Source organism: Desulfovulcanus sp. (genome assembly GCF_982781345.1).
This window is the reverse complement of sequence record NZ_CEYAEZ010000024.1, coordinates 14,400-34,346: the sequence shown is the minus strand read 5'-3', so window position 1 is coordinate 34,346 and position 19,947 is coordinate 14,400. Positions and strand designations below refer to the sequence as shown.

The window sequence follows — 19,947 nt, the reverse complement described above, 5'->3', positions numbered from 1 at the left end:
AAGCCTTAGATGTATCCAAGTCTTTGTTAGCATTGAAGAAAATGCGCTCGCAAATAAACTCAGAAAGTTGAGTATAAGATTCTAAAACGCTGCGCTCTACCCCCCCCACAAAGTCCATTCAAGATATATGCAATATATCGAAAATTTGCTCCAGTCTATGTCTATAAGTATGTCTAGTCAAAATGAGCTTATGAAACTCTGACTGGATATCCTTTTTCAACCCAGGCTGCCTTTCCAGTCTATTTAGTACATCTTCAATTTGGTCTGGCTTGTGAAAAGTGATAGGTGAAGTTAGTTCCCAGGAAAAAAGTTTCAATCCCGGAGTATAATCAGTGATTAAAAAACCTCCTGCTGCCCAAACATCAAAGTGACGCTGTGTAAGGCCAGACGGCAAAAGTAAGCTGGTTAAGTTAAGCACGTATCTGGCACTTGTATATACCTGGCTTAATGGCCCATAGTAGTCAATTTCTTCTTTAAAATGCACATTGGCAGGCAAAATATTTTTCCAATTTTTATCACCGTAAACCACCAGTCCATCTGTTCTGGCCAAAGCCTGTAGACAAACCTTACGCCAGTATAGATTTAGAACCTCAGCATTATAGCCAACATGGCGGACCTTATTTCCCGGCCAGAGGGGAATTTCCAGCTGTTTTAGCCACCACTCAAAATCCGGACGTATCCCCTGGAGGGCAAAATCTTGGGCAAAGGCTGAAAGGTTGGCCTCCAGCCTAGTGGCGGCAAAAAATTTATCTTTATGCGGGAATTCACTTCGACCGACAAAAACTACTTTATCCTTGAGGTAGTCTATCCTTTTCTCATACGGGTAAAAAAACTTTCGCGATGTAGCCAAGGGAAGATAAAAAACCCTTTGCCCGCCGTATTTTTTTAAATACGGTATAAACCAGGAGTCAGTAACAAAGATAACCGTCTTCTGCCAGAACTTCCCTTTTATTCTGGTTAGGATATGAAATGGATTATCAACACACCAGACCGCGATGGGGATCTGACATCTTTCAATCAAAGCCAAATTCTCGCCCAGCGGGTCTATGCCTTGAAAGTTTATACTGAGAAAGAACTTGGGCCTTGTCTGGTTTAAAACTTGGGCAAGGTCATGGGCAGAAATATCTGGGGGAAGGAGTTGCGCGTTTAGGTTTAATTCCTTTAAGCCGTCGCAGATATCAGGAACCAAAAGAGAATGTTCACTGCCAAAGATAAAGACTTGACTGTCGCCTTGAGCTTGCGGCGTACATTGACTATGGCCTTTCAGGCGGCAGATAGCTAAAACTTTTGTCCAGAACCCGGGGAAGAAGTTCAGAGCGGGGAGATACAGCCAAATCCTTGCCTGTGTTAAAAATCTCTGGTTTAATCTGGACGTTGACACCGGAGAAAATGTGGCCGGTATCTTTTGCCGCCAGGAGGCGCCCATCTGGTCCATAAACATGGGGCATTCAATGTAAAACGCCTGTTTATTCCGGGCAAGCTCGACAGCTATTTCAGGATCCGGCCCCAGCCCCAAAAAGAGGTCCAACTGACCTTTTTTGATGCATTTGAAAAACATTGGCCCTCTGCCCAGAGTCTTTAATTGACCAAGCTCTGTTTTGACCTTTACAGCTCTTGAGCTTGAGTTTATTGCTTTTGATGAACGCATTGTTGATTTCTTTAAGAATTCAGGGATAAGGATTGAGAATATTTTTTCTTACCCCTTCTTATCCCTTTTACCCCTTACCCCTAGAAGTTAATGAAGAAGTACCGCGACTTTTATTTTAAAAAGGCCAAAAAAGAGAACTATCCGGCCAGGTCAGTTTATAAACTGAAAGAAATGGATAAAGCCTTTAAACTTTTTTCGCCTGGACAGAAAGTTCTCGACCTGGGTGCCTCTCCTGGTTCCTGGTCCCTGTATGCTGCCCAAAAGGTAGGGCCTAAGGGACATGTAGTGGCTGTTGACTTAAATCCTCCTGGGACATCTTTTCCAGAACAGGTAAGTTTTGTCCAGGCAGATGTATTTACCTCTGATACGCATTTACAAGAGGTTCTAGAGCAATATGCTCCATTTGATCTGATCATCAGCGACATGGCTCCCAAGACTACAGGAATCAAATTTACAGATCAGGCCAGATCCTATAACCTGGCTGAACAGGCTTTGAGTCTAGCCCGCAACTGGCTTAAAGCAAAAGGACATTTTGTGGTTAAAATATTTTTAGGGCCCGATGTACCAAACCTGGTCCAGGAGATGAGGAAATCATTTACAAAGGTTAAACAATTTAAACCCAAAAGCTCCAGGTCTGAGAGCAAAGAAATGTTTTTAGTGGGACTTGGGTATAAAAAGTCATAAATGACTTTAACCGGTTGGATCAGTTGAATTATTGAATGAGAAGACCTCTTTTGGCTTCTCAAAGCTGTTCTCTTACAACTGTTATTGGCAAAACAAGGTGCTCATTCAACTACTCAACCATTCAACCATGATCATAAGGAGGATAAAATGGCAGGACATAGTAAATGGCATAATATTCAGCACCGTAAAGGCAGACAGGATGCCAAGCGGGGGAAAATTTTTACCAAAGTGACTAAAGAATTGATGCTGGCGGCCAAAATGGGCGGAGGCGATCCTGAGGCCAATCCCCGCCTTAGGGCAGCCATTGAGCAGGCCAAAAGCGTAAATTTGCCCAAGGACAAGATTGAAACAGCCATTAAAAAAGGCACTGGCGAACTGGCCGCTGAAAACATCGAAGAAGTAATCTATGAGGGCTATGGTCCGGGCGGAGTCGCACTGCTTATTCACGCGGCCACGGACAATAAAAACAGAACAGTGGCTGAAGTAAGGCATATTTTGAGTAAAAATGGTGGTTCCATGGGTGAATCCGGATGTGTAGCCTGGATGTTTGAAAAAAAAGGAGTACTCTCCTTTGAGAAAGACAAATATAACGAGGATCAACTGCTTGAAGTTGGTCTGGAAGCAGGGGTAGAGGACGTGATTGATGATGGCGAGGTATGGCAGGTCCGGTGTGCCCCGGAAGATTTCAATGCTGTGAAAGAGGCTTATGCACAGGCAGGGATTGAGTATACAGAGGCTGAACTTACTCAAGTCGCCCAAAACACAGTCAGTGTGGATGTGGAAACCGGGAAAAAGCTTTTGAAGCTCTATGAAGCCCTGGATGATCATGATGATGTACAAAATGTTTATGCCAATTTCGAACTTCCTGACGAACTGTTAAAAGAATTGGAAAGTTAATATAATAATGTGAAAGCGAGAGAACGGAAAAACGGGGAACATAGAACATTGAGCAAAAAAACCGACATTCTGGTTCTGGGCCTCGATCCCGGCTCCAGGTGTACAGGATATGGTTTTGTAGGAGAAAATTCCGGACAGCTTATTTTAGTTGATGCAGGGACCATCCGCCCAGGTCCGAATAAAGATCTTGCCCAGCGTCTGGGTGATATTTTTACCAAGTTGGTTGCTTTAATTGATAAATATAGCCCTGATGAAGCTGCAGTAGAAGACGTTTTTACAGCTTATAATTCTAGTGCGGCTTTAAAGCTGGGACAAGCCCGTGGGGCAATTCTGGTGGCCTGTGCCCATAAACATTTGCCGGTTTCTTCATATGAGCCTACAATGATAAAAAAATCTCTGGTCGGGGGTGGCCGAGCAGATAAAAACCAGGTGGCTTTCATGGTTGGACAACTTCTAAATTGCAAACCTCATTGGGCCAAAGACGCCAGCGATGCCCTGGCGGTAGCCATAACCCACTTAAATCACCGTAAGCTGGCTCGCATAACGGGCTACCATGCACTTTAACTTTAGCACATAAATTTTATGATAGCCTATCTGAGAGGGAAACTTATTTTCAAAGGGCAAAAGTCCTGTTTAATTGCTACTGCAGGCGGAGTAGGTTACGAGGTCTTTTTATCGGGCAGAGGGATGCAAGACCTGCCAGAATCCGGCCAGGAGCTTGAAATTTATATTTATACTGTAGTGCGTGAAGATACCCTGGATTTATATGGTTTTTTCACCTGGGAGGAAAGAGAGACATTTTCTGTTCTTCTGGGTATTCCAAAACTCGGGCCTAAACTGGCCCTGGCCGTGCTTAACTGCTTTACTCCAACCCAGTTAAGCCAGCTTGTGGCCAGGGAAGATGAAAAGGCTTTGGTTGCAGTGCCTGGTATAGGGATAAAATCAGCCCGCCGGATTCTTCTTGATCTCAAGGACAAATTAAAATTTATTCCCCCAACTCCAGAATATGAACATAAAGACCAAGGCCAATCTTCCTCTGTTTATGACGATGTTTTGGCCGCGCTCTTGGCCCTTGGCTATACCCAGGCTGAAGTCACCCCCATAATCAACCAGGTTCTGGAAAAAGAACCCGACCTGGATGTCAGCTCAGCCATCAGACTGGTCTTAAAAGAAAAGGCGAAAACATAAAAAAGTTAGTACGTTGGTAAGTTGATAAGTTGGTAAAATGCAAAATAACTTATAAACTTACAAACCTACAGACTTACAAATCTATAAACTTATATGGAAGAAAACATTCGTCCCCAAACTCTGGATGACTTCATCGGCCAGGATGATGTCCGCAACAATCTCAAGATTTACCTGCAGGCAGCCAGGGAACGGGGGCAGCATCTGGACCACACCCTGCTCTATGGCAATCCCGGCCTGGGCAAGACTACCCTGGCCCAAATCATGGCCAAAGAGCTAGGGGTCAATATGGTCAGCACGTCCGGCCCTGTGCTGGAAAGAAGTGGAGACCTTGCCGCCATCCTGACCAGTCTAAAACGAAATGATATATTGTTTATTGATGAAATCCACAGGCTCCCTCCGGCTGTTGAGGAAATTCTTTACCCGGGCATGGAAGACTTCAAACTGGATCTGATCATTGGACAAGGGCCTGGGGCAAGGACCGTAAAAATAGATCTAGAGCCATTTACCCTGGTTGGAGCAACAACACGTATCGGTCTTTTGACATCCCCCCTAAGAGACAGATTTGGCGTGATCTGCCGGCTGGACTTTTACTCACCTGAAGAACTGGCCGAAATTGTAAAAAGAGCAGCCAAAATCTTAGGATTGGACATTTCTGCAGCTGGAGCCCTGGAAATTGGCAAAAGATCACGTGGTACCCCCCGTATTGCCAACAGGCTCTTGCGCCGGGTTCGTGACTTTGCCCTGGTCAAAGGCTTCAACCAGATTGATGCCCAGGTAGCTGCCAAGGCCCTTGAGTCCATGGACGTGGACGGCAGTGGTCTGGATATGATGGACCGCAAGATTCTGGAATGTATTATTCACCACTTTGGCGGCGGACCTGTAGGCGTAAAAACCATTGCCGCTGCGGTTTCCGAAGAAGTACGCACGATTGAAGAAATTTATGAACCCTACCTTATCCAATGCGGATTCTTAAAAAGAACTCCCAGGGGCAGAGTAGCCACTGCCCGAGCTTATACGCATTTGAAAATATCCCCTCAAAATCAAGGCTACTTGCCCCTGGACACCGAGGATTAACAAATGCCCGAAAAAAAACTGAAAATAAAATTACTCAGTAAAACAGGCAACGGACTGTCTCTCATTTATGCTGCGTTCAGACAGTGCTATAGTGCAGGATTCGTAGGAGACATATGGGACGACCTTGTTTCAGGCAAGATAGAGAAAGAAAAGCAGGCTGAGTTTATTGCCAAAATATTAGAGTCCGGACACGAAAGCCCTATTGAGCATGTAAGTTTCACCTTTGCCGTGCAGGGAGTTTCCAGGGCTCTTACCCACCAACTGGTAAGACATCGCATTGCATCCTACTCCCAGCAGAGCCAGCGGTATGTTGATGAAAGTGACTTTGATTATATCCTGCCTCCCAGTATTGCCAAGATACCCGAAGCTAAGGTCGAATTTGAACAGTGTATGCAAACAATAGGGAAAGCATACCGTGACCTAAAAAGGATTTTACAAGATAATGGCCTGGGGAAAAAGGCCAATGAAGACGCACGGTTTGTCCTTCCCCAGGCATGTGAATCCAAAGTGGTCTTCACCATGAACTGCCGTAGCCTGTTACATTTTTTTGAACTCAGGTGCTGTGAACGGGCACAATGGGAGATCCGCAAAATGGCCTGGAAAATGCTTAAGATTTTGCGTCAGGAACTACCGGTCATCTTTGCTGTTGCCGGTCCAAAATGTGAAAGGCTGGGATATTGTCCGGAGGGGGAAAAGTTTACCTGCGGGAAGTTTAAGGTCAGGGGCTAGAACTAACTCTGGCCCCTGACTAACTATGAATCCTAATCTTGCATTTTCTGGACTAAATTTTTAAGCTTCTGTGCCTGAGATGCCAATTCAGCAATGGCTTGGGCTGCCTCTTGCATGCCACTACTTGTCTCGGCTGAAATCCTGTTTATCTCTTCTACCGCTCTAGTAATCTCTTCACTGGCTGCTGATTGTTCCTCAGAAGCAGTAGCAATGGCCCGAACTTGATCAGCGTTCTCCTCTGCAATACGTACGATCTCTTGGAGGGCCTGACCGGATTTATTAGCCAGCTCAGTGGCCTCCTGTACAGCCTGAGCCGCCTTATCTGTATCTTCAATATTTTCACGCGTACCTTCCTGGATGGAAGAAATAACCTCACCAACCTCCTTTGTTGCTGCCATGGTTTTTTCAGCCAATTTTCTTACTTCATCAGCAACAACAGCAAACCCTCTACCATGTTCACCAGCCCTGGCGGCCTCAATAGCAGCATTTAAGGCCAGCAAATTAGTCTGATCGGCAATATCAGTGATAACGTCAATAACCTCTCCGATATCTTCTGCCTTCTGACCGAGTTGATTCACATTTTCTTTGACCAGGTTGGTCAACTCTTGGGCCTGCTCAATAGCCTTGACCGCCTTATGAACGATCTCTGACCCATCAAGGGCCTTATTTTTAGCCGCTTCTGTATTTTCTGCAGCGTTAGATGCATTTTTAGCTACCTCCAAGACCGTGGCATTCATCTCTTCCATGGCCGTAGCGGTTTCTTCGGCTCTTTTCTTTTGCAATTCAGCACCTTCTGTTGTTTGCTCGATCTGAGCCGATAATTGATCAGAGGCTGAAGCCATGAGGTCGGTGACTTCGGTGATGGAAGCAGCAGCCTCTCTCAAGGTTTCTGCCTGCCTAGCCATGATTTCTTCATTTCTTCTTATATCAGTAACGTCCTGGAGAATGATCACGGCTTCAACGGTCTTACCCTCTCTATCTTTAACAGGAAAAGCATTCACTAAAACAATTTTTTCTTCTCCATTTCTATGTTTAAAACTAACTTCTCCTGCCCATGGTCGTCCTTGCGGAATAACGATTTCAGCTACGGGTTTACATACCTGGCATTCTTCAAAGGAAGAATAATTTAAAAGCTCATAGCCTTTTAATTTACCGATGGCCTCTTCTTTGCTTCTGCCAGTAAGTTCACAGATAGCATCATTAACATATTGAACGACCCTATCCTTGGCACTTACGGTAAACATAGGAGCGGTAATGCCATTTCTGAAAGATTCCTGAAGAAAAATTCTATCCTGTATAGCTCCTGCCATGTCGTTAATGGCCAAAGCTGTTTCACCGATAACGTCTTTAGCTGCATAGTCTACACGGACATCATAGTGACCATTGGCAATTTTACGGCAAGACTGGGCAATTCTGCGCAAAATCTGGGTAAGATTTTTCATCAGCAAAAAGATGAGAATTAAGGCAAGGACCAGAGCCAAGCTTCCAGTAACGGCGCTGGTGGAGAACAAAACCTTATCCATGCCAAAGAAAAGATCCTTTTTCGTGAGAGTTATGACGACGTGCCAGTCCCAGGGAGCATAGAACTTAATGTAAGCTATAGTTGGCTCTCCTTCCCATTCAAAATCAAGCTTCCCTTCTTTTATCTTCAACATTTTTTGACCAAATTCAAACTCTGTTATATTCGTCCGTGATAGTTGATCAGGATGATAGAGAATCTCTCCTTTGGAATTAAAGACAGTAATCTCACCCTTACCCTTGATATTGAATTTTCTAAGAAGACTTACTAATTCGGGGGTCATTATTTTGCGCCCGACATAAATGACAGCAACGATCTTTCCGGAAGGATCTCGCAAGGGTTTATAAGCCGTAAGATACCAGGCATTAACAACAAAGGCTCTGCCACGGAAGGTCTTTCCGGACATAACTGTTTGGTAAACAGGGCTGGAAGAAGGAATGTAAGTACCAACAGCCCTTGAACCATCCAGCTTTTTAACATTGGTGGAGACCCGCAAAAGCTTTCCGGGTAAGACCTGGAAGATAGTGGCTGTCCCGCCCACTGTAGCCTGTACTTTATCCACCAGTTCAAAATTATTATTGATGACCATGGAACCAATTTTTAGCGTTGGAATTCTGACTCGTTCTGTTTGCTTGGTAATTTGATTGGTAATGGTCATTTCTATCGTTTGACTTTCATCCAAATAAGCAGACCCAAGGGATCTGATCTCTTCGTCCATAAGGGCTAAATCAGCATCAATTTTCTCTTGGGTAATGTCATTCTTCATATCCACGGCATGAACAAGTTGATCTAGAGCTGACTGCATAAAATTTTGCCCTAGCTCAAATAAAGATCCGCGCATACGCCAAAAATTGAGCCCGCCCATCAAACCAATGGTCAAAAAAACTATAAGGAGCACCCCAGCGTACATCTTGGTGGTAAATTTTAACCCTCGGAGCATAAAAAACCTCCTTGATTAATAGTTGGCACTTAAATTCCAGATTAGCAAATTTCTCAACTAGTTCTTACTAAAATAAAGTTTAAGTGGAACTTAAAACTTAAATTACCAAAAGGGAGGTTAATTACTAATTTTGAAAAAGTAACTTAACCGGGAGACTCAAAACAAAACGGTTCTAACGAATTGTAAAGCTTGAAAATCTTTTTTGTTTATTCACCTTCTAACTCACTTTTGACACTCTAAAACTAAAGTAAATATTAAAACATACTGATCCACTCTCTGGTGAAAGGATGAAAGCGAATATTGTCCTGTGCCAAATTGGCTAGCTCCATATAAGTTATTAATCTGGCAGCAAAAATAATCCAGACAAGGATTAGGCAACAGACCATCACCCCTTTCAGACGCAAAGGCTGAATGCTTTTGATAAGCATGCTGCACAAAATTATAATCAAGACTGTACATAAGACTATTATTGCTGCTGGTAAGTACAGCGGAATAATTTTTAACTTATCGTCTAACAAAATATAAATCCATATACAAGGCAAAAATGAAAAAAGAAGAGAAAAAATATTCCACTTTGCTGTCAGGTTTAAGGAGTATCGATAATAGTCCCGGCCAAAGTCGTCTTTGAAACGCCTTAAAACCAAATAAAGAAACCCAAAGCTTGCAGCAGCAACCAATGAAAGAATGAATAACTGGCTAGTAATAGGATAAATTAAAGAATCAAGAGAAGGGGGCAACAACTTTGGGGTCAGGCCCAGACTTTGATAATAAAAAACCAAAATCAGGGATATAAACAATATTTTTAAACAGCCTATACCTATGATCCCAAGAATGAGATGAAGAACTTTATTTTTTTTGAGTTTTTTCCATGTACTCCAATAAGAAAAAAGAGAAATAGCTGCCAAGCCGAGACAAATAATCCCAGGCCAAAGAACATCTTGGTTTTGCTTATAAAAAATGCTCAAAGGAGGATAAAACTTGGAATAAACACTCAAAAAAATGGCTGTCAAAGCCAAGGCCAGGATGACAATAGTTGCCAGACGAGACAATTGCCACGCAAATTTATCCAAAAAAACCTTTTTCTGCCACATCCCGAAAAGCTCACTGCACCAGGCCATGACTGACGCACCTAAAGAACTGAGGACAACCATTACCCCCAGAGGAACAATAAAGCCCAAAGTCATATCGTATTCAAAAATCATCTTATTCCCCCACCTTAATTTTTTTTAGATACCAATATAAAAATCCAAACCTTACGGTTATAATAAACACTTTATCGAGACTAACTTGTTAAAATGATTAACTTTCCTAGGCCATAAACTCTACGCAAAAACTTGCTTTCTACATGAACAACTTTTAGATATTTATTTTGCCTTAAAAACAAGGGGGATGCAAGATTATAACAAGAATAAAGCAAAATAATTTACATGCTGAAATTTGATTTTATGAGCTTGATTGCTTATAAAGCTTAAAATATAGACTAGAAATCTTAAAAAAGCCTGTGGCTGAACTTTTTTATCAACTTAATTTCCATGGTGTTTATTCTAGTCTTGGTTTCTTTCATGCTGGCACAAAGACTTGGACCTGTTCTCAAAACTTGCTTGCGGACAGAGCATAATGGGATATTTTGGGTAAACAAATAGTCTTTTAATTATACCTAAGTTTAGCGATTTTCACTCAATGGGTGATGAGATTGCCACGGACAGCTTCGCTGCCCTCGCAATGGCGATCTCGCTGCTGTCATTGCGAGTGGAACAAAGTGTAGCGAAGCAATCTCAAAGTTTGAACTGCAAAAAAATCGCACAATTTAAACTATAGATATTTATGGTCAGTATCGCAAAATATTCAGCCCATTCATCCCGATGCTCTGTTTTCCGCAAGCTTGCACTAAGATGGGTTACCCAAACCATTGATAATGCATTTCAGAGACCAAGACTTTCAATCAGAGGCTAAAATGGGGTTGGGCCACAGGCTCAAAATACGAACTAGATACGCATGCAAAAATAAAGTCCTCTTTCAGAAACTGTCGAAATTTATTTATCGAATTTCAAAATTTCGCCGGTCGCCAAACAAGTCTTAAAAATTAGCGGACCAATTATTTGCATACTCATTTATTCAAAGGAGACTAAAATGCCTAAGCTTCTAATCTATACTTTAATCCTTTCTTTTTCACTTGTTGGTTGTGCAGGTAAATGGCCCAAAAGTAAGGAATGGCGCCTGCAGACTCTAGAGGAAAATTTTTTGGAGCTAAAAAACAACCAAAAAAATACCCAAACCAAACTGGTTCAACTAGAAAAAAGACTTTCAGACGTGGAAAATAATCTGGAAGAGATAAAGCAGAAACAGGAAGAAAGCCAAATCCAGCAGACAGAAATTCAGGAGAAAGATGCTGAACAGCCAAGTCAACAGGATATTATTCCTGAGTCTGAAAATAAAAACGGTGCTCAGGTCGAAGACGAAGTGTCCAAAGACAACCAAGTGACAAAAAAAATCAATTCCGAGCCAGAGAAACAGGAACATAAAAATGATGAACAGGCATTATATAAAAGGGCCCTGGATCTAATCTGGCAAAATAAACCAGAACAGGCTCGGAAACTTTTACTAGATTTTAAGAATAACTATCCACACAGTAAGCTCATGCCCAATGTCCTATACTGGATTGGCGAAACTTATTATTCTCAGGAACAATTTGCCAAGTCTATTTTGAACTTTAAACAAGTTATGCAAACTTTCCCCAAACACCCAAAAGCTGTCCATGCCTTGTTGAAAATTGCCTATGCCTATGAAAACCTAAACGACAAAAGTAACGCCTTGTTTTACCTCAAAGTACTTGTTCAAGATTACCCTAACTCTGACGTAGCAGCCAGAGCCAGAAAGAAGATTAAAGAAATCGGCGGCAAATAAGGGAGTGAGTGAGCGGACTGATGTGATGTTTTTTTCTCCACCCATTTACCCGTTTACTCATATACTCAACAACTCATATACCCATTATGAAAAAATATTCCCGAATTGAGGAAATAAGGGCCTGCCTTGCCATGTACCACATCAAGGGACTGGGGCCAAGGACCTGGAAAAGGTTAGCCAACCATTTTGGTTCTCCTGCCAGAGCATTGAATAATTATGGACAGTGGTTAGACTTAGGCCTAGCCAGAGGCTCCGTGGTCAAGGCAGTCAAAGATAAACAATGGGAGGAAAAGGTTGAACAGGATCTGAAAAGAATCACTAGCAAGAATTATGAGATTGTTATCTGGACAGACGATGATTATCCCTATCTTTTAAGACAGATCCCTGATCCCCCTTTTGTGCTTTATTTTTTAGGCGATAAAAAACTATTAAATGGAGCATGTCTGGCAGTAGTTGGATCGCGCAAGTGTTCCAGGTATGGGCAGGATATGGCCGGAGAAATTTGCTCAGAGCTTTCCGCAAAAGGAGTGACCATAGTATCCGGCCTGGCGCAGGGCATTGATAGTAAAGCCCACCTGGCCGCTCTGGATGGAAAGGGCAGTTCTGTTGCTGTTTTGGGCACGGGCATTGACATTATTTATCCGGCCACGAATAAAACCTTATGGCACAAGCTGACCCAGACAGGACTGATTGTAACAGAATTTGCTCCCGGCACTAAACCAGAGTCCCCTAATTTTCCTCATCGAAACCGCATAATCAGTGGCCTGTCTCTAGGAGTATTGGTAGTCCAGGGCGCGCAAAAAAGTGGCACCATGATTACAGCCATGCTTGCACTGGAGCAGAACCGGTTGGTGTTTGCTGTCCCCGGGGCAGTAAATATGGCCAACTTTGATGGATGCAATTACCTTATTCAACAGGGTGCTTTTTTGGTCCAAACAGCAGTAGATATCCTGCGCGAACTAAAGCCCATGCTCGGCAAGCAGCACGCTTTCCCGGCAACAGAAGAAAAGGACAATGGACCACCTAATAAGGAACTTGATTTAAGCAGGGATGAAGAAAAGGTGCTTGAAACTCTAGCCAAAGAGATTAAAATGCATATTGATCAACTGGCCCACGTATTAGATTGGCCCAGCTTTAAGGTTAGTCAGATACTCATCGACCTGGAGATAAAGGGGGCTGTCAAGCGACTGCCCGGAATGCACTATAGTGTTTAAAGAGAGTAGAGTTAAGTGGGTGTTGCAATTCATTTGTTTACCCAATAACCATGATGACCGTGGCATTCACCCCCACTGCTCAGCCATTACTCTAAAACTTCAAATTTATACGAGGTTTCTAGGCATGCAAAAGATCCCTTTAAACCTTGCCCAGCCAGGCATGATTTTGGAAAAACCAGTGCTAAGAGACAATGGCCTGGTCTTGGTGGCCGAAGGCACTGAGCTCAGCGAACCCCTGATCAGCCGTCTGGAGAATATGGGAGTAAAGAATATCATTGTTCAAGGCGAGCCATTAGATCTGGAAGGGATGGCTGGAAGCACTTCTTATGCCCAACGCATTGAACGTTTGGAGCACCTTTTTCGTAAGTTTAAAGATGACCCCTGGATGAATCAGGTCAAATCTTTTCTAAAAGCCTATTATGAACAAAAGGCTGCTGAGCAAATCCAACCTCAAAAGCAAAACGATTAGATTATGCAAGACTTAAGAGTAGAACGTAAAGGAAGACTCTTGGCCGTTAAGGACCTGCCCACTTTGCCCTCGGTTTTGGATGAGGTGAGCAAGCTGGTTCAGGATCCCGCCTCCTCCACAGAACAGATAGCCAAGGTTATTTCCAAAGACCAGGTATTATCGGCCAAGGTACTCAAGATGGTGAATTCTCCCATCTATGGATTCCCCAGACGAATCAGCACAATCCAGCATGCCTTGGTTTTGCTGGGATTTAATGTCATAAAAGGTCTCATTATCAGCACTTCTGTCTTTGATATCATGGCCAAGAACATGATCGGGCTGTGGGAACATAGCTTGGGGTGTGCTCTGGCCTGCTCTAGTATAGCTAAGATTGCCGGATTAAAGGATCCGGAGGAATATTCGGTAGCAGGGCTGTTGCATGATTTGGGTAAAGTAGTGGCTACTGTACAACTGCCGGAACTGAAAAAAGAAATAGATGTTTTGCTCAAAGAAAAAGAATTGGCCTATATTGAAGCCGAAGTTGAAGTTATGGGCTTTGGACATGACAGGGTTAATGCCTGGCTAGCAGACCACTGGCACCTCCCCCTGCGATTACGGGAAGCACTGGCCTGGCACCATCGTCCTAAATCCGCCCAACATTATCCGGATATGGCTGCAGTTGTCCATATAGGCGATTTTCTCACTCGGGCTTTTGAAGTGGGCTCAGGCGGGGATGATCATATCAGCTACTTAAAACCTGAGGCATTAGAGATATTAAATCTTAAGCTAACCGATCTGGAAAAGGTACTTGATGACCTGGGGCAGGAGTTTGTTGAGCTTTCCGATTTTAGACCGGAAGATTAGAGATTTGAATAATTGAGAGTTCGAGAAGCTAGGGAGTTATGAAACACTTTTTTTTAGTTTCATCAGACGCGGAACTTTTTAAACTCTTTAAAGAGATCTGTCCCCATGTGCAGTGGTCTGTTTTTGAACGCGGTGCAGGGGCCATTGAGTATCTATTCAATGATCCCCCTGAGCTCTTGATAGTGGATAATGATCTGGATGATATAAGTGGTCTGGAACTGATCAGACTTTTTAAGAGCGAAAATGTCTATCGCCAGGTCCCGGTAGTCCTTTGTCTAGAAAAGGAGGCACTGAGACAAAATCTGGATTTCTCAATGATAGAAGTGGATGATTTTCTGGTCAAGCCTTTGGACAAAGAATTGACTGCTGCCAGGTTAAAGCTGACCTTGGCCCGGGCTGGACGGGCACTTGATGCCAATCCATTAACCAAGTTGCCGGGCAACACCTCCATTATCCATAAAATCCAGGAACTCATAGTTCGTAAACAGGAATTTGCTTTGGCTTATGCTGATTTGGACCATTTTAAATCCTTTAATGATAAATATGGTTTTTCACGTGGGGATGAAGTGCTGATGATGACCGCACGGGTGATTGTGAATACCATTCGAGCATTTGCCGGAATGGATTCCTTTGTCGGCCATATCGGTGGGGACGATTTTGTATTTATTGTGCCACCGGATAAAGTAGAGACTGTTTGTAAGATGATTATCCAAAGCTTTGATAGCATTGTGCCGAACTTCTACGACCAGGAAGACAGGGCCCAGGGTTTTATTCGCTCAACAGACCGCCAGGGTAAAATCCAGACATTTCCCATCATGGCCTTGTCCATAGCAGTAGTCTTTAATTTAGAGGGAGAACTGTGTCACTATGGCCAAGCTTCACAAATTGCCATGAACCTAAAAAAATTAGCAAAGAAAAACCCAAAAAGCTGTTATGTCCTGGACCGACGAAAATCTTCCTGAAACAATTCAGATTTTTTTGGCCTATCTGGACGTGGAAAAGGGGTATTCAAAAGCCACTTTAAGTTCCTATGCTTTGGACCTGGCTCAGTGGGAATATTTTTTAAAGACCAGGAACAAGTCCAATGAACAACCTGAACAAATAAACCGCGCTGACATTCACGCTTTTCTGGCCGAACTACACCGCCAAAGACTTGCTAAGTCCAGCATCGCCCGCAAACTCTCTTCTTTACGCAGTTTTTTTCGTTTTCTCCTCAAAAAAAAATATATTCAGCAAAACCCTTGCCAGGGGTTAAAGAATCCCAAACAAGATAAACCCCAGCCCAAGACCTTAAATATAGACCAGGCACTCAGTTTGATGCAGGCAGTGATTGAACCCACCCCTAAAGGTTTACGTGACCTGGCTCTGGCTGAACTACTTTATGGGTCAGGCTTACGTATAAGTGAGACCCTAGGACTTAATCTGGAAGATATTGATCTGAGCCAAAAAATTGTCCGTGTCCGGGGCAAGGGAGGTAAGGAAAGACTTGCTCCCATCACAGATGCAGGCCGGGATAGAGTCAAAGCCTATCTTGAACAAAGAAGCGCTTTTAGTCCTCACCCGCAGGAGCAGGCTCTGTTTTTGGGTCTTCGGGGCAGGCGGCTGCAACGCAGAGAAGCAAATAGAATTCTGGCCCGTCTAAGCAAGCTTGCAGGACTTCCCCAGGAGATCAGCCCACATACCTTGCGACACAGTTTTGCCACCCATTTACTCCAATCCGGTGCAGACTTAAGGAGTGTTCAGGAACTTTTGGGACATAGTCGTATCAGCACTACCCAGCGCTATACCCATTTGAATATGGAGACAGTGATGAGAATCTACGATCAAGCCCATCCGCGCGCCAGGGAAGAAGATTGAGAAGTCGGGAGAACAAAAAAAGACTTATTCCAGCCGGTGCAACCTAACTTCTCAGCTTCCTATCTTCCTCTTCAAAAGCCTGGCTAAAGCCCTAATTGAGCCAGAAGCTCATCCACATCCGCCTGGCTAATACCTGTTTGTGGGCCTTTGAGTTCAGATACCTTCTTTTCTGTTTCTGCTTTGATGGTTTCAAAGTCTTTATCCGGGTCTTTTTCCTTGGTTTTTATGGACAGTCCCGCGGTTAGATAGAGTTTGAGTACATGTTCCTCAATTTTACGCAAAGAAGAAATAATTTTTTTAATCCTCTGACCAGTTAAGTCCTGAAAACTTAAAGAGGTCATTATTTTCAGGAGATCCTTGTTTAACTCATTGTTTTTGGCTATGAGCCAGTCAATAACCTGCGTAGCATCATGTTTGTCTTTTTTGATCTTTTCCAGAACAGTAGTAATATGCGTACTTTGTTCCAGATGTTTTTCCACAATGGCCATGATCTCCACTGTGGCCTTCTCTGTTGTCTTTAGAACGGCATCCAACTGGTCAGATGTTTCGTGGAAAATCTCTTCGGCTTCTTCTTTAGTTAACTCAGGCAGTTCTACGCCCATCTGTTCTGTCTGCGTGATCTCGCGATAAATTAACCCCAATCCCTCACGCAATTCATCGCTTAATTTACGATAAAATTCGCTATCCAACAACGCTTTGGACAGCGCTTCCGCAAGACCTTCTTCCAAAACTCTGGCAACAGTATCTGAAACAGCTTCTTTGATAAACTTTTCTGTCTGCTCAGTAATATTCGGCATAAGTTCTTGTGTAACATCCTTGGTCAAACCAAACCCTCCTGAAATTCGTAACTTGCTAACTCTTATTTTAAAAATGATTTTCTGTCAGGAATTTTAAGAGAAAAGACAGTATCTCCATTCTCACCGGTTAAAGAGGCTGTCCAATTAAGTCTTGAGCATAAAAATTTAATTAAAGTAAGCCCCAAGCCCAGATGACCAGGCTTTGTTGTTTGCCAGGGCCGCCATGGTTCTTGAACAGAAAGCTTTGTCCTGGAGATAATTTTAAATTCCACCCCTCTTCCATAGGGCAAGGCCATAATAACTAAATCATGTTCACTCTCCGGGTCTTTTTGCTTATAAGCCTCAACGGCATTGGCCAAGGCATGTTCAATGCAAAAGGTTAAAGCAAAGGCAGGACACTCAATAACAGGAATATTCGGAGCCAAATTTAACTGACATTTTACCTTGTGTTTAAAGAACAAGTCATTCTGCCAAAAAGCTTCAAGCCAATGCAAAAAATCATTAGGGCTGGCCTCGACTTGTTCTTGCTGCAAATAAAATGCCCGTTGAGAATTCAAGTCCAGCGCCTGCAATAACTTTTTGGTCCCCTGGTTCAGGTAGTCAAATCTTTTGCTCTGATCTTTTAAAGAAGTGAGAGGGTTCTTAGTCAAAATAGAATTAAGTAGAGTAAGCTGCATATCTAAAACATGCGCAAAATTATTCAGATTATGCATCAGGCCGTGAAATTTTCCTCCGCAACTGGCATCCAAATAATATTGGACAAGTGCCAGTTGTTGGTCTGGACTAAAGTTCATTTTTCCTCTCTCTAATTTGCTCCCTTTGTTCCTGAAAAACAAATTGAACAATATGTTCCCGGTCAATATCACGGATATTGGTAAATTGTACTACCCAAACAGGCACATTATGCTGACTTTCCTGACGATGAATAAGGCCAACTACGCCCACAATCTTCAGGGGAAATTGGGAAAGAACAAGGGCCATTTCTATAGCTTCACCCTTCTTAAACTCTGTTTTGGAAACAAATTTAAGCCCTGCACCGCTAATCTCAACTACTTCTGCACTAATTGGGAAGTCTTCCTGGATACTATCCTGTTTTAACAGGCTTAAGATCATATCCAGCTTGGCATCCATATTTTGCAAAAATGTGATTAACTCGCGGGGAATGTGGGAACCTTGTAGATTTTTGATTACAGAGCTGTCTGCATCACAACCAAGACAGGCAGAAAAGAGAGGTCTGGTATCGGGGGAAGGTAGCTTACGAACATAAGCCTTGAGTCTGGTGGAGATTCGCGAATAGGTGCGTTTTTGCTTGATCATCTTTCTTCCCCATTAAATAGAGCTAAAAAAATTAAAACAAAATCTTAGCGCGAATAGGGCAGTACTCTCGCTCAAATAATCTCTCGCAACTTTCTCATAGTATTAAAACACCCTGCTCTCTGCATCACCGAGCAGATGCGGAACTAGCAAGCATGAAATATTTACCAATAAAGAATAAAGTCCGGGGACAAGCAGAGCGAAAATTTACTCATTGGTATTTTTTAGAAATTTATTTATTTCACCACCTGTTCATGTGTAAATCATTATCCGGACAGATTAGTAACTTTCTTTTAGCACAAAAAAAAATATTTGCAAATCTTTTTAAAGCGGATTTGCGTTTAAAAGTCTCCGTTGATCTCTACATGCATTGCTTTGACAGGGCAGACACGAGTACATTGACTGCAGGCAGTACATCTTGAAGATTCAAAAATCACAAGCCTTGTTTCCAAGTCAAGACGCAAGGCATTAGCTATACACAAAGAAGTGCATAACCCACAGTGTAAGCATGATTCTTCATCGCGTGAAATGCTTTGGGCGACTTCCTGCACGGACACACCATGTTCCTGCAAATAGGAAATGCCCTTTTTATAATCTTCCTCAGTGCCGGAAAGTTCTAAAATCATGTGGCCTTCTTCTTTGGGATCGATCCTGGCCTTTAGGATATTAAAGGTCAAATCAAACTTTTTAGCCAAATTATACATCATAGGACTACGAGAAGTCTCCGGCGAAAAATGTAAGGAAATTATTTTGGAATATTTTTTTTGTTGCATTTTAACTCCCTAATAAAAAAAGCAAAAAGGTCTCAAGGTGAAAAGAAAAGTTTTGTTTAACCTCTTAGCCTCTTAAAGCTTTTAACCTGAAACAGATTTAATCAACGCTGGCCAAAAAGCCTTTTGCCCGTCTGGCCTCTACTGTATGAGGAAATTTTTTAATCAATTCTTTTAACACAAGCTGGCCGGCTTTTTTCTTGCCTAGCTTATAAAAGGCCATGCCCTGTTTTAACATGCTCGGCCTTAATTTATTACTTTTGGAAAATTTACTGATGACCTCTTGGTAGGCCAGAACCGCCCTGGCATAATCCCCCATTTGATAAAAACATTCACCCTGCCAAAAATAGGCATTAGGGACCAATTTATCCTTGGGAAAAGTCCGAATAAACTCATCCCACAAAGACTGGGCCAAATCATATTTGCGAGCATAAAAAGATTCCAAGGCCTTTCTGTATAATTCCTGGGCTGAGTTAGCCGTAAGAAAGGCTGCTTCCTTTTTATCTCCTTCTTTAGGTGACGCAACTTTCTCTGATTTCTCACCTTTTTCATCTTCCAAAAAATCAAGGCCCAATTGACTTTTGGTCCTTTGCCAATTCTTTTCCAGTTGTTCAATTCTTTTGCTCAATATAGTCAGGGTCTGGGTAGAATTGGTCTGAGCCGTGTCTAGCCTTTGTAGTTTTCGGTCAAGGGCATCCATTTGACCGCTTAAAGTAGCTAGTTGAACGCGCAAAGACTCTATTTCGGCCCAGAGATTGGCCTGGGTAGATCTGACTGGAGTGCTCGTTTGGACAATCTGCTCTTTTAAAACCTTGGTCCGGGAGTTTAATTCCTGGCGCAGGGCCTCAAGCTGCTTTTTTAGTGCATTATCTTCTCTTGCCAGCTTGGCATTTTGGCTACTGACCTGGATACGCAGTGTATCCAAATCATTTTTAGTAACACAAGAGGCGCATAAAAATAAAGCGGCAATAAGAGTAAGTATTACTTTCATTTCTATCTTCTTTTGATATGCTAACGGACTACTAAATAGTCCGCCAGATTAAATATTTCCTTTACTTTCCTCCTCAACCACTCAACGACTTAACCGCTCAACAACTCAA

At 42.8% G+C, this 19,947-nt stretch carries 20 protein-coding genes; 12 read left to right on the top strand and 8 right to left on the bottom strand.

The window, feature by feature from the left end; translation table 11 throughout:
• Positions 1-118 precede the first annotated feature (118 nt).
• Positions 119-1,648 carry a glycosyltransferase family protein gene (locus tag AC3WVG_RS05615; RefSeq protein WP_488797188.1) on the bottom strand — a complete coding sequence of 510 codons (1,530 nt, stop codon included), beginning with the start codon at positions 1,646-1,648 and terminating at the stop codon, positions 119-121.
• A 90-nt stretch (positions 1,649-1,738) separates the two neighbouring features.
• On the opposite strand from AC3WVG_RS05615, the gene AC3WVG_RS05610 reads away from it, so the two are divergent.
• From AC3WVG_RS05610 to thyX, 6 genes are all read left to right on the top strand, one after another.
• The gene (locus AC3WVG_RS05610) at positions 1,739-2,332 is read left to right on the top strand and encodes an RlmE family RNA methyltransferase (protein ID WP_488797187.1); all 594 of its coding nucleotides are present in this window, start codon (positions 1,739-1,741) and stop codon (positions 2,330-2,332) included.
• A 147-nt stretch (positions 2,333-2,479) separates the two neighbouring features.
• Positions 2,480-3,229 carry a YebC/PmpR family DNA-binding transcriptional regulator gene (locus AC3WVG_RS05605; protein ID WP_252381652.1) on the top strand — a complete coding sequence of 250 codons (750 nt, stop codon included), beginning with the start codon at positions 2,480-2,482 and terminating at the stop codon, positions 3,227-3,229.
• A 48-nt stretch (positions 3,230-3,277) separates the two neighbouring features.
• Positions 3,278-3,793 (top strand): crossover junction endodeoxyribonuclease RuvC, encoded by a 516-nt coding sequence (gene ruvC / locus AC3WVG_RS05600; protein WP_488797186.1) that lies wholly within the window; start codon positions 3,278-3,280, stop codon positions 3,791-3,793.
• An 18-nt stretch (positions 3,794-3,811) separates the two neighbouring features.
• Positions 3,812-4,417 (top strand): Holliday junction branch migration protein RuvA, encoded by a 606-nt coding sequence (gene ruvA / locus AC3WVG_RS05595; protein WP_488797185.1) that lies wholly within the window; start codon positions 3,812-3,814, stop codon positions 4,415-4,417.
• Between the two features lie 93 nt (positions 4,418-4,510).
• Positions 4,511-5,491, top strand: coding sequence for a Holliday junction branch migration DNA helicase RuvB (ruvB, locus tag AC3WVG_RS05590; RefSeq protein WP_488797184.1), 981 nt, complete (start codon positions 4,511-4,513; stop codon positions 5,489-5,491).
• Positions 5,492-5,494: 3 nt separating this feature from the next.
• Entirely contained in the window at positions 5,495-6,220 is a 726-nt protein-coding gene (thyX, locus tag AC3WVG_RS05585; protein ID WP_488797183.1) for an FAD-dependent thymidylate synthase, read from the top strand.
• 32 nt (positions 6,221-6,252) lie between these two features.
• On the opposite strand, the gene AC3WVG_RS05580 is transcribed toward thyX, so the two are convergent.
• Positions 6,253-8,679 (bottom strand): Cache 3/Cache 2 fusion domain-containing protein, encoded by a 2,427-nt coding sequence (locus AC3WVG_RS05580; RefSeq protein ID WP_488797182.1) that lies wholly within the window; start codon positions 8,677-8,679, stop codon positions 6,253-6,255.
• Between the two features lie 254 nt (positions 8,680-8,933).
• Positions 8,934-9,881, bottom strand: a complete 948-nt coding sequence (locus AC3WVG_RS05575) for a hypothetical protein (RefSeq protein ID WP_488797181.1) — start codon at positions 9,879-9,881, stop codon at positions 8,934-8,936.
• A gap of 928 nt (positions 9,882-10,809) precedes the next feature.
• Between AC3WVG_RS05575 and ybgF (AC3WVG_RS05570) the strand changes: the two genes are divergently transcribed.
• From ybgF (AC3WVG_RS05570) to xerC, 6 genes are all read left to right on the top strand, one after another.
• Complete coding sequence (gene ybgF, locus AC3WVG_RS05570; RefSeq protein ID WP_488797180.1) at positions 10,810-11,583, top strand: tol-pal system protein YbgF; 774 nt, start codon at positions 10,810-10,812, stop codon at positions 11,581-11,583.
• Positions 11,584-11,669: 86 nt separating this feature from the next.
• The gene (gene dprA, locus AC3WVG_RS05565; protein ID WP_488797179.1) at positions 11,670-12,797 is read left to right on the top strand and encodes a DNA-processing protein DprA; all 1,128 of its coding nucleotides are present in this window, start codon (positions 11,670-11,672) and stop codon (positions 12,795-12,797) included.
• Between the two features lie 124 nt (positions 12,798-12,921).
• Entirely contained in the window at positions 12,922-13,266 is a 345-nt protein-coding gene (locus tag AC3WVG_RS05560) for a hypothetical protein (protein ID WP_488797178.1), read from the top strand.
• Positions 13,267-14,109 carry an HDOD domain-containing protein gene (locus AC3WVG_RS05555; protein WP_488797189.1) on the top strand — a complete coding sequence of 281 codons (843 nt, stop codon included), beginning with the start codon at positions 13,267-13,269 and terminating at the stop codon, positions 14,107-14,109.
• Positions 14,110-14,147: 38 nt separating this feature from the next.
• Entirely contained in the window at positions 14,148-15,071 is a 924-nt protein-coding gene (locus tag AC3WVG_RS05550) for a GGDEF domain-containing protein (RefSeq protein ID WP_488797177.1), read from the top strand.
• Positions 15,043-15,966 (top strand): tyrosine recombinase XerC, encoded by a 924-nt coding sequence (gene xerC, locus AC3WVG_RS05545; RefSeq protein ID WP_488797176.1) that lies wholly within the window; start codon positions 15,043-15,045, stop codon positions 15,964-15,966. The genes AC3WVG_RS05550 and xerC overlap by 29 nt, the downstream gene beginning before the upstream one ends.
• A gap of 83 nt (positions 15,967-16,049) precedes the next feature.
• Here the strand turns inward: xerC and AC3WVG_RS05540 are convergent, their stop codons facing one another.
• The 5 genes from AC3WVG_RS05540 to ybgF (AC3WVG_RS05520) all read right to left on the bottom strand — a co-directional run bounded on the left by AC3WVG_RS05540 (position 16,050) and on the right by ybgF (AC3WVG_RS05520) (position 19,838).
• Positions 16,050-16,790, bottom strand: a complete 741-nt coding sequence (locus AC3WVG_RS05540; RefSeq protein WP_488797175.1) for a protein phosphatase CheZ — start codon at positions 16,788-16,790, stop codon at positions 16,050-16,052.
• A 35-nt stretch (positions 16,791-16,825) separates the two neighbouring features.
• Entirely contained in the window at positions 16,826-17,557 is a 732-nt protein-coding gene (locus tag AC3WVG_RS05535) for an ATP-binding protein (protein ID WP_488797174.1), read from the bottom strand.
• Positions 17,547-18,080 carry a PilZ domain-containing protein gene (locus AC3WVG_RS05530; protein ID WP_488797173.1) on the bottom strand — a complete coding sequence of 178 codons (534 nt, stop codon included), beginning with the start codon at positions 18,078-18,080 and terminating at the stop codon, positions 17,547-17,549. The genes AC3WVG_RS05535 and AC3WVG_RS05530 overlap by 11 nt, the downstream gene beginning before the upstream one ends.
• Before the next feature lie 338 nt (positions 18,081-18,418).
• Positions 18,419-18,850 carry an NIL domain-containing protein gene (locus AC3WVG_RS05525; protein WP_488797172.1) on the bottom strand — a complete coding sequence of 144 codons (432 nt, stop codon included), beginning with the start codon at positions 18,848-18,850 and terminating at the stop codon, positions 18,419-18,421.
• Positions 18,851-18,947: 97 nt separating this feature from the next.
• Positions 18,948-19,838, bottom strand: a complete 891-nt coding sequence (gene ybgF / locus AC3WVG_RS05520) for a tol-pal system protein YbgF (RefSeq protein WP_488797171.1) — start codon at positions 19,836-19,838, stop codon at positions 18,948-18,950.
• Positions 19,839-19,947: the final 109 nt, after the last annotated feature.

Coding starts and splice junctions, on each gene's coding strand:
- AC3WVG_RS05615 (WP_488797188.1), bottom strand. CDS start 1,648: ATGCGTTCATCAAAAGCAATAAACTCAAGCTCAAGAGCTGTAAAGGTC.
- AC3WVG_RS05610 (WP_488797187.1), top strand. CDS start 1,739: ATGAAGAAGTACCGCGACTTTTATTTTAAAAAGGCCAAAAAAGAGAAC.
- AC3WVG_RS05605 (WP_252381652.1), top strand. CDS start 2,480: ATGGCAGGACATAGTAAATGGCATAATATTCAGCACCGTAAAGGCAGA.
- ruvA (WP_488797185.1), top strand. CDS start 3,812: ATGATAGCCTATCTGAGAGGGAAACTTATTTTCAAAGGGCAAAAGTCC.
- ruvB (WP_488797184.1), top strand. CDS start 4,511: ATGGAAGAAAACATTCGTCCCCAAACTCTGGATGACTTCATCGGCCAG.
- thyX (WP_488797183.1), top strand. CDS start 5,495: ATGCCCGAAAAAAAACTGAAAATAAAATTACTCAGTAAAACAGGCAAC.
- AC3WVG_RS05580 (WP_488797182.1), bottom strand. CDS start 8,679: ATGCTCCGAGGGTTAAAATTTACCACCAAGATGTACGCTGGGGTGCTC.
- AC3WVG_RS05575 (WP_488797181.1), bottom strand. CDS start 9,881: ATGATTTTTGAATACGATATGACTTTGGGCTTTATTGTTCCTCTGGGG.
- ybgF (WP_488797180.1), top strand. CDS start 10,810: ATGCCTAAGCTTCTAATCTATACTTTAATCCTTTCTTTTTCACTTGTT.
- dprA (WP_488797179.1), top strand. CDS start 11,670: ATGAAAAAATATTCCCGAATTGAGGAAATAAGGGCCTGCCTTGCCATG.
- AC3WVG_RS05560 (WP_488797178.1), top strand. CDS start 12,922: ATGCAAAAGATCCCTTTAAACCTTGCCCAGCCAGGCATGATTTTGGAA.
- AC3WVG_RS05550 (WP_488797177.1), top strand. CDS start 14,148: ATGAAACACTTTTTTTTAGTTTCATCAGACGCGGAACTTTTTAAACTC.
- xerC (WP_488797176.1), top strand. CDS start 15,043: ATGTCCTGGACCGACGAAAATCTTCCTGAAACAATTCAGATTTTTTTG.
- AC3WVG_RS05535 (WP_488797174.1), bottom strand. CDS start 17,557: ATGAACTTTAGTCCAGACCAACAACTGGCACTTGTCCAATATTATTTG.
- AC3WVG_RS05530 (WP_488797173.1), bottom strand. CDS start 18,080: ATGATCAAGCAAAAACGCACCTATTCGCGAATCTCCACCAGACTCAAG.
- AC3WVG_RS05525 (WP_488797172.1), bottom strand. CDS start 18,850: ATGCAACAAAAAAAATATTCCAAAATAATTTCCTTACATTTTTCGCCG.
- ybgF (WP_488797171.1), bottom strand. CDS start 19,838: ATGAAAGTAATACTTACTCTTATTGCCGCTTTATTTTTATGCGCCTCT.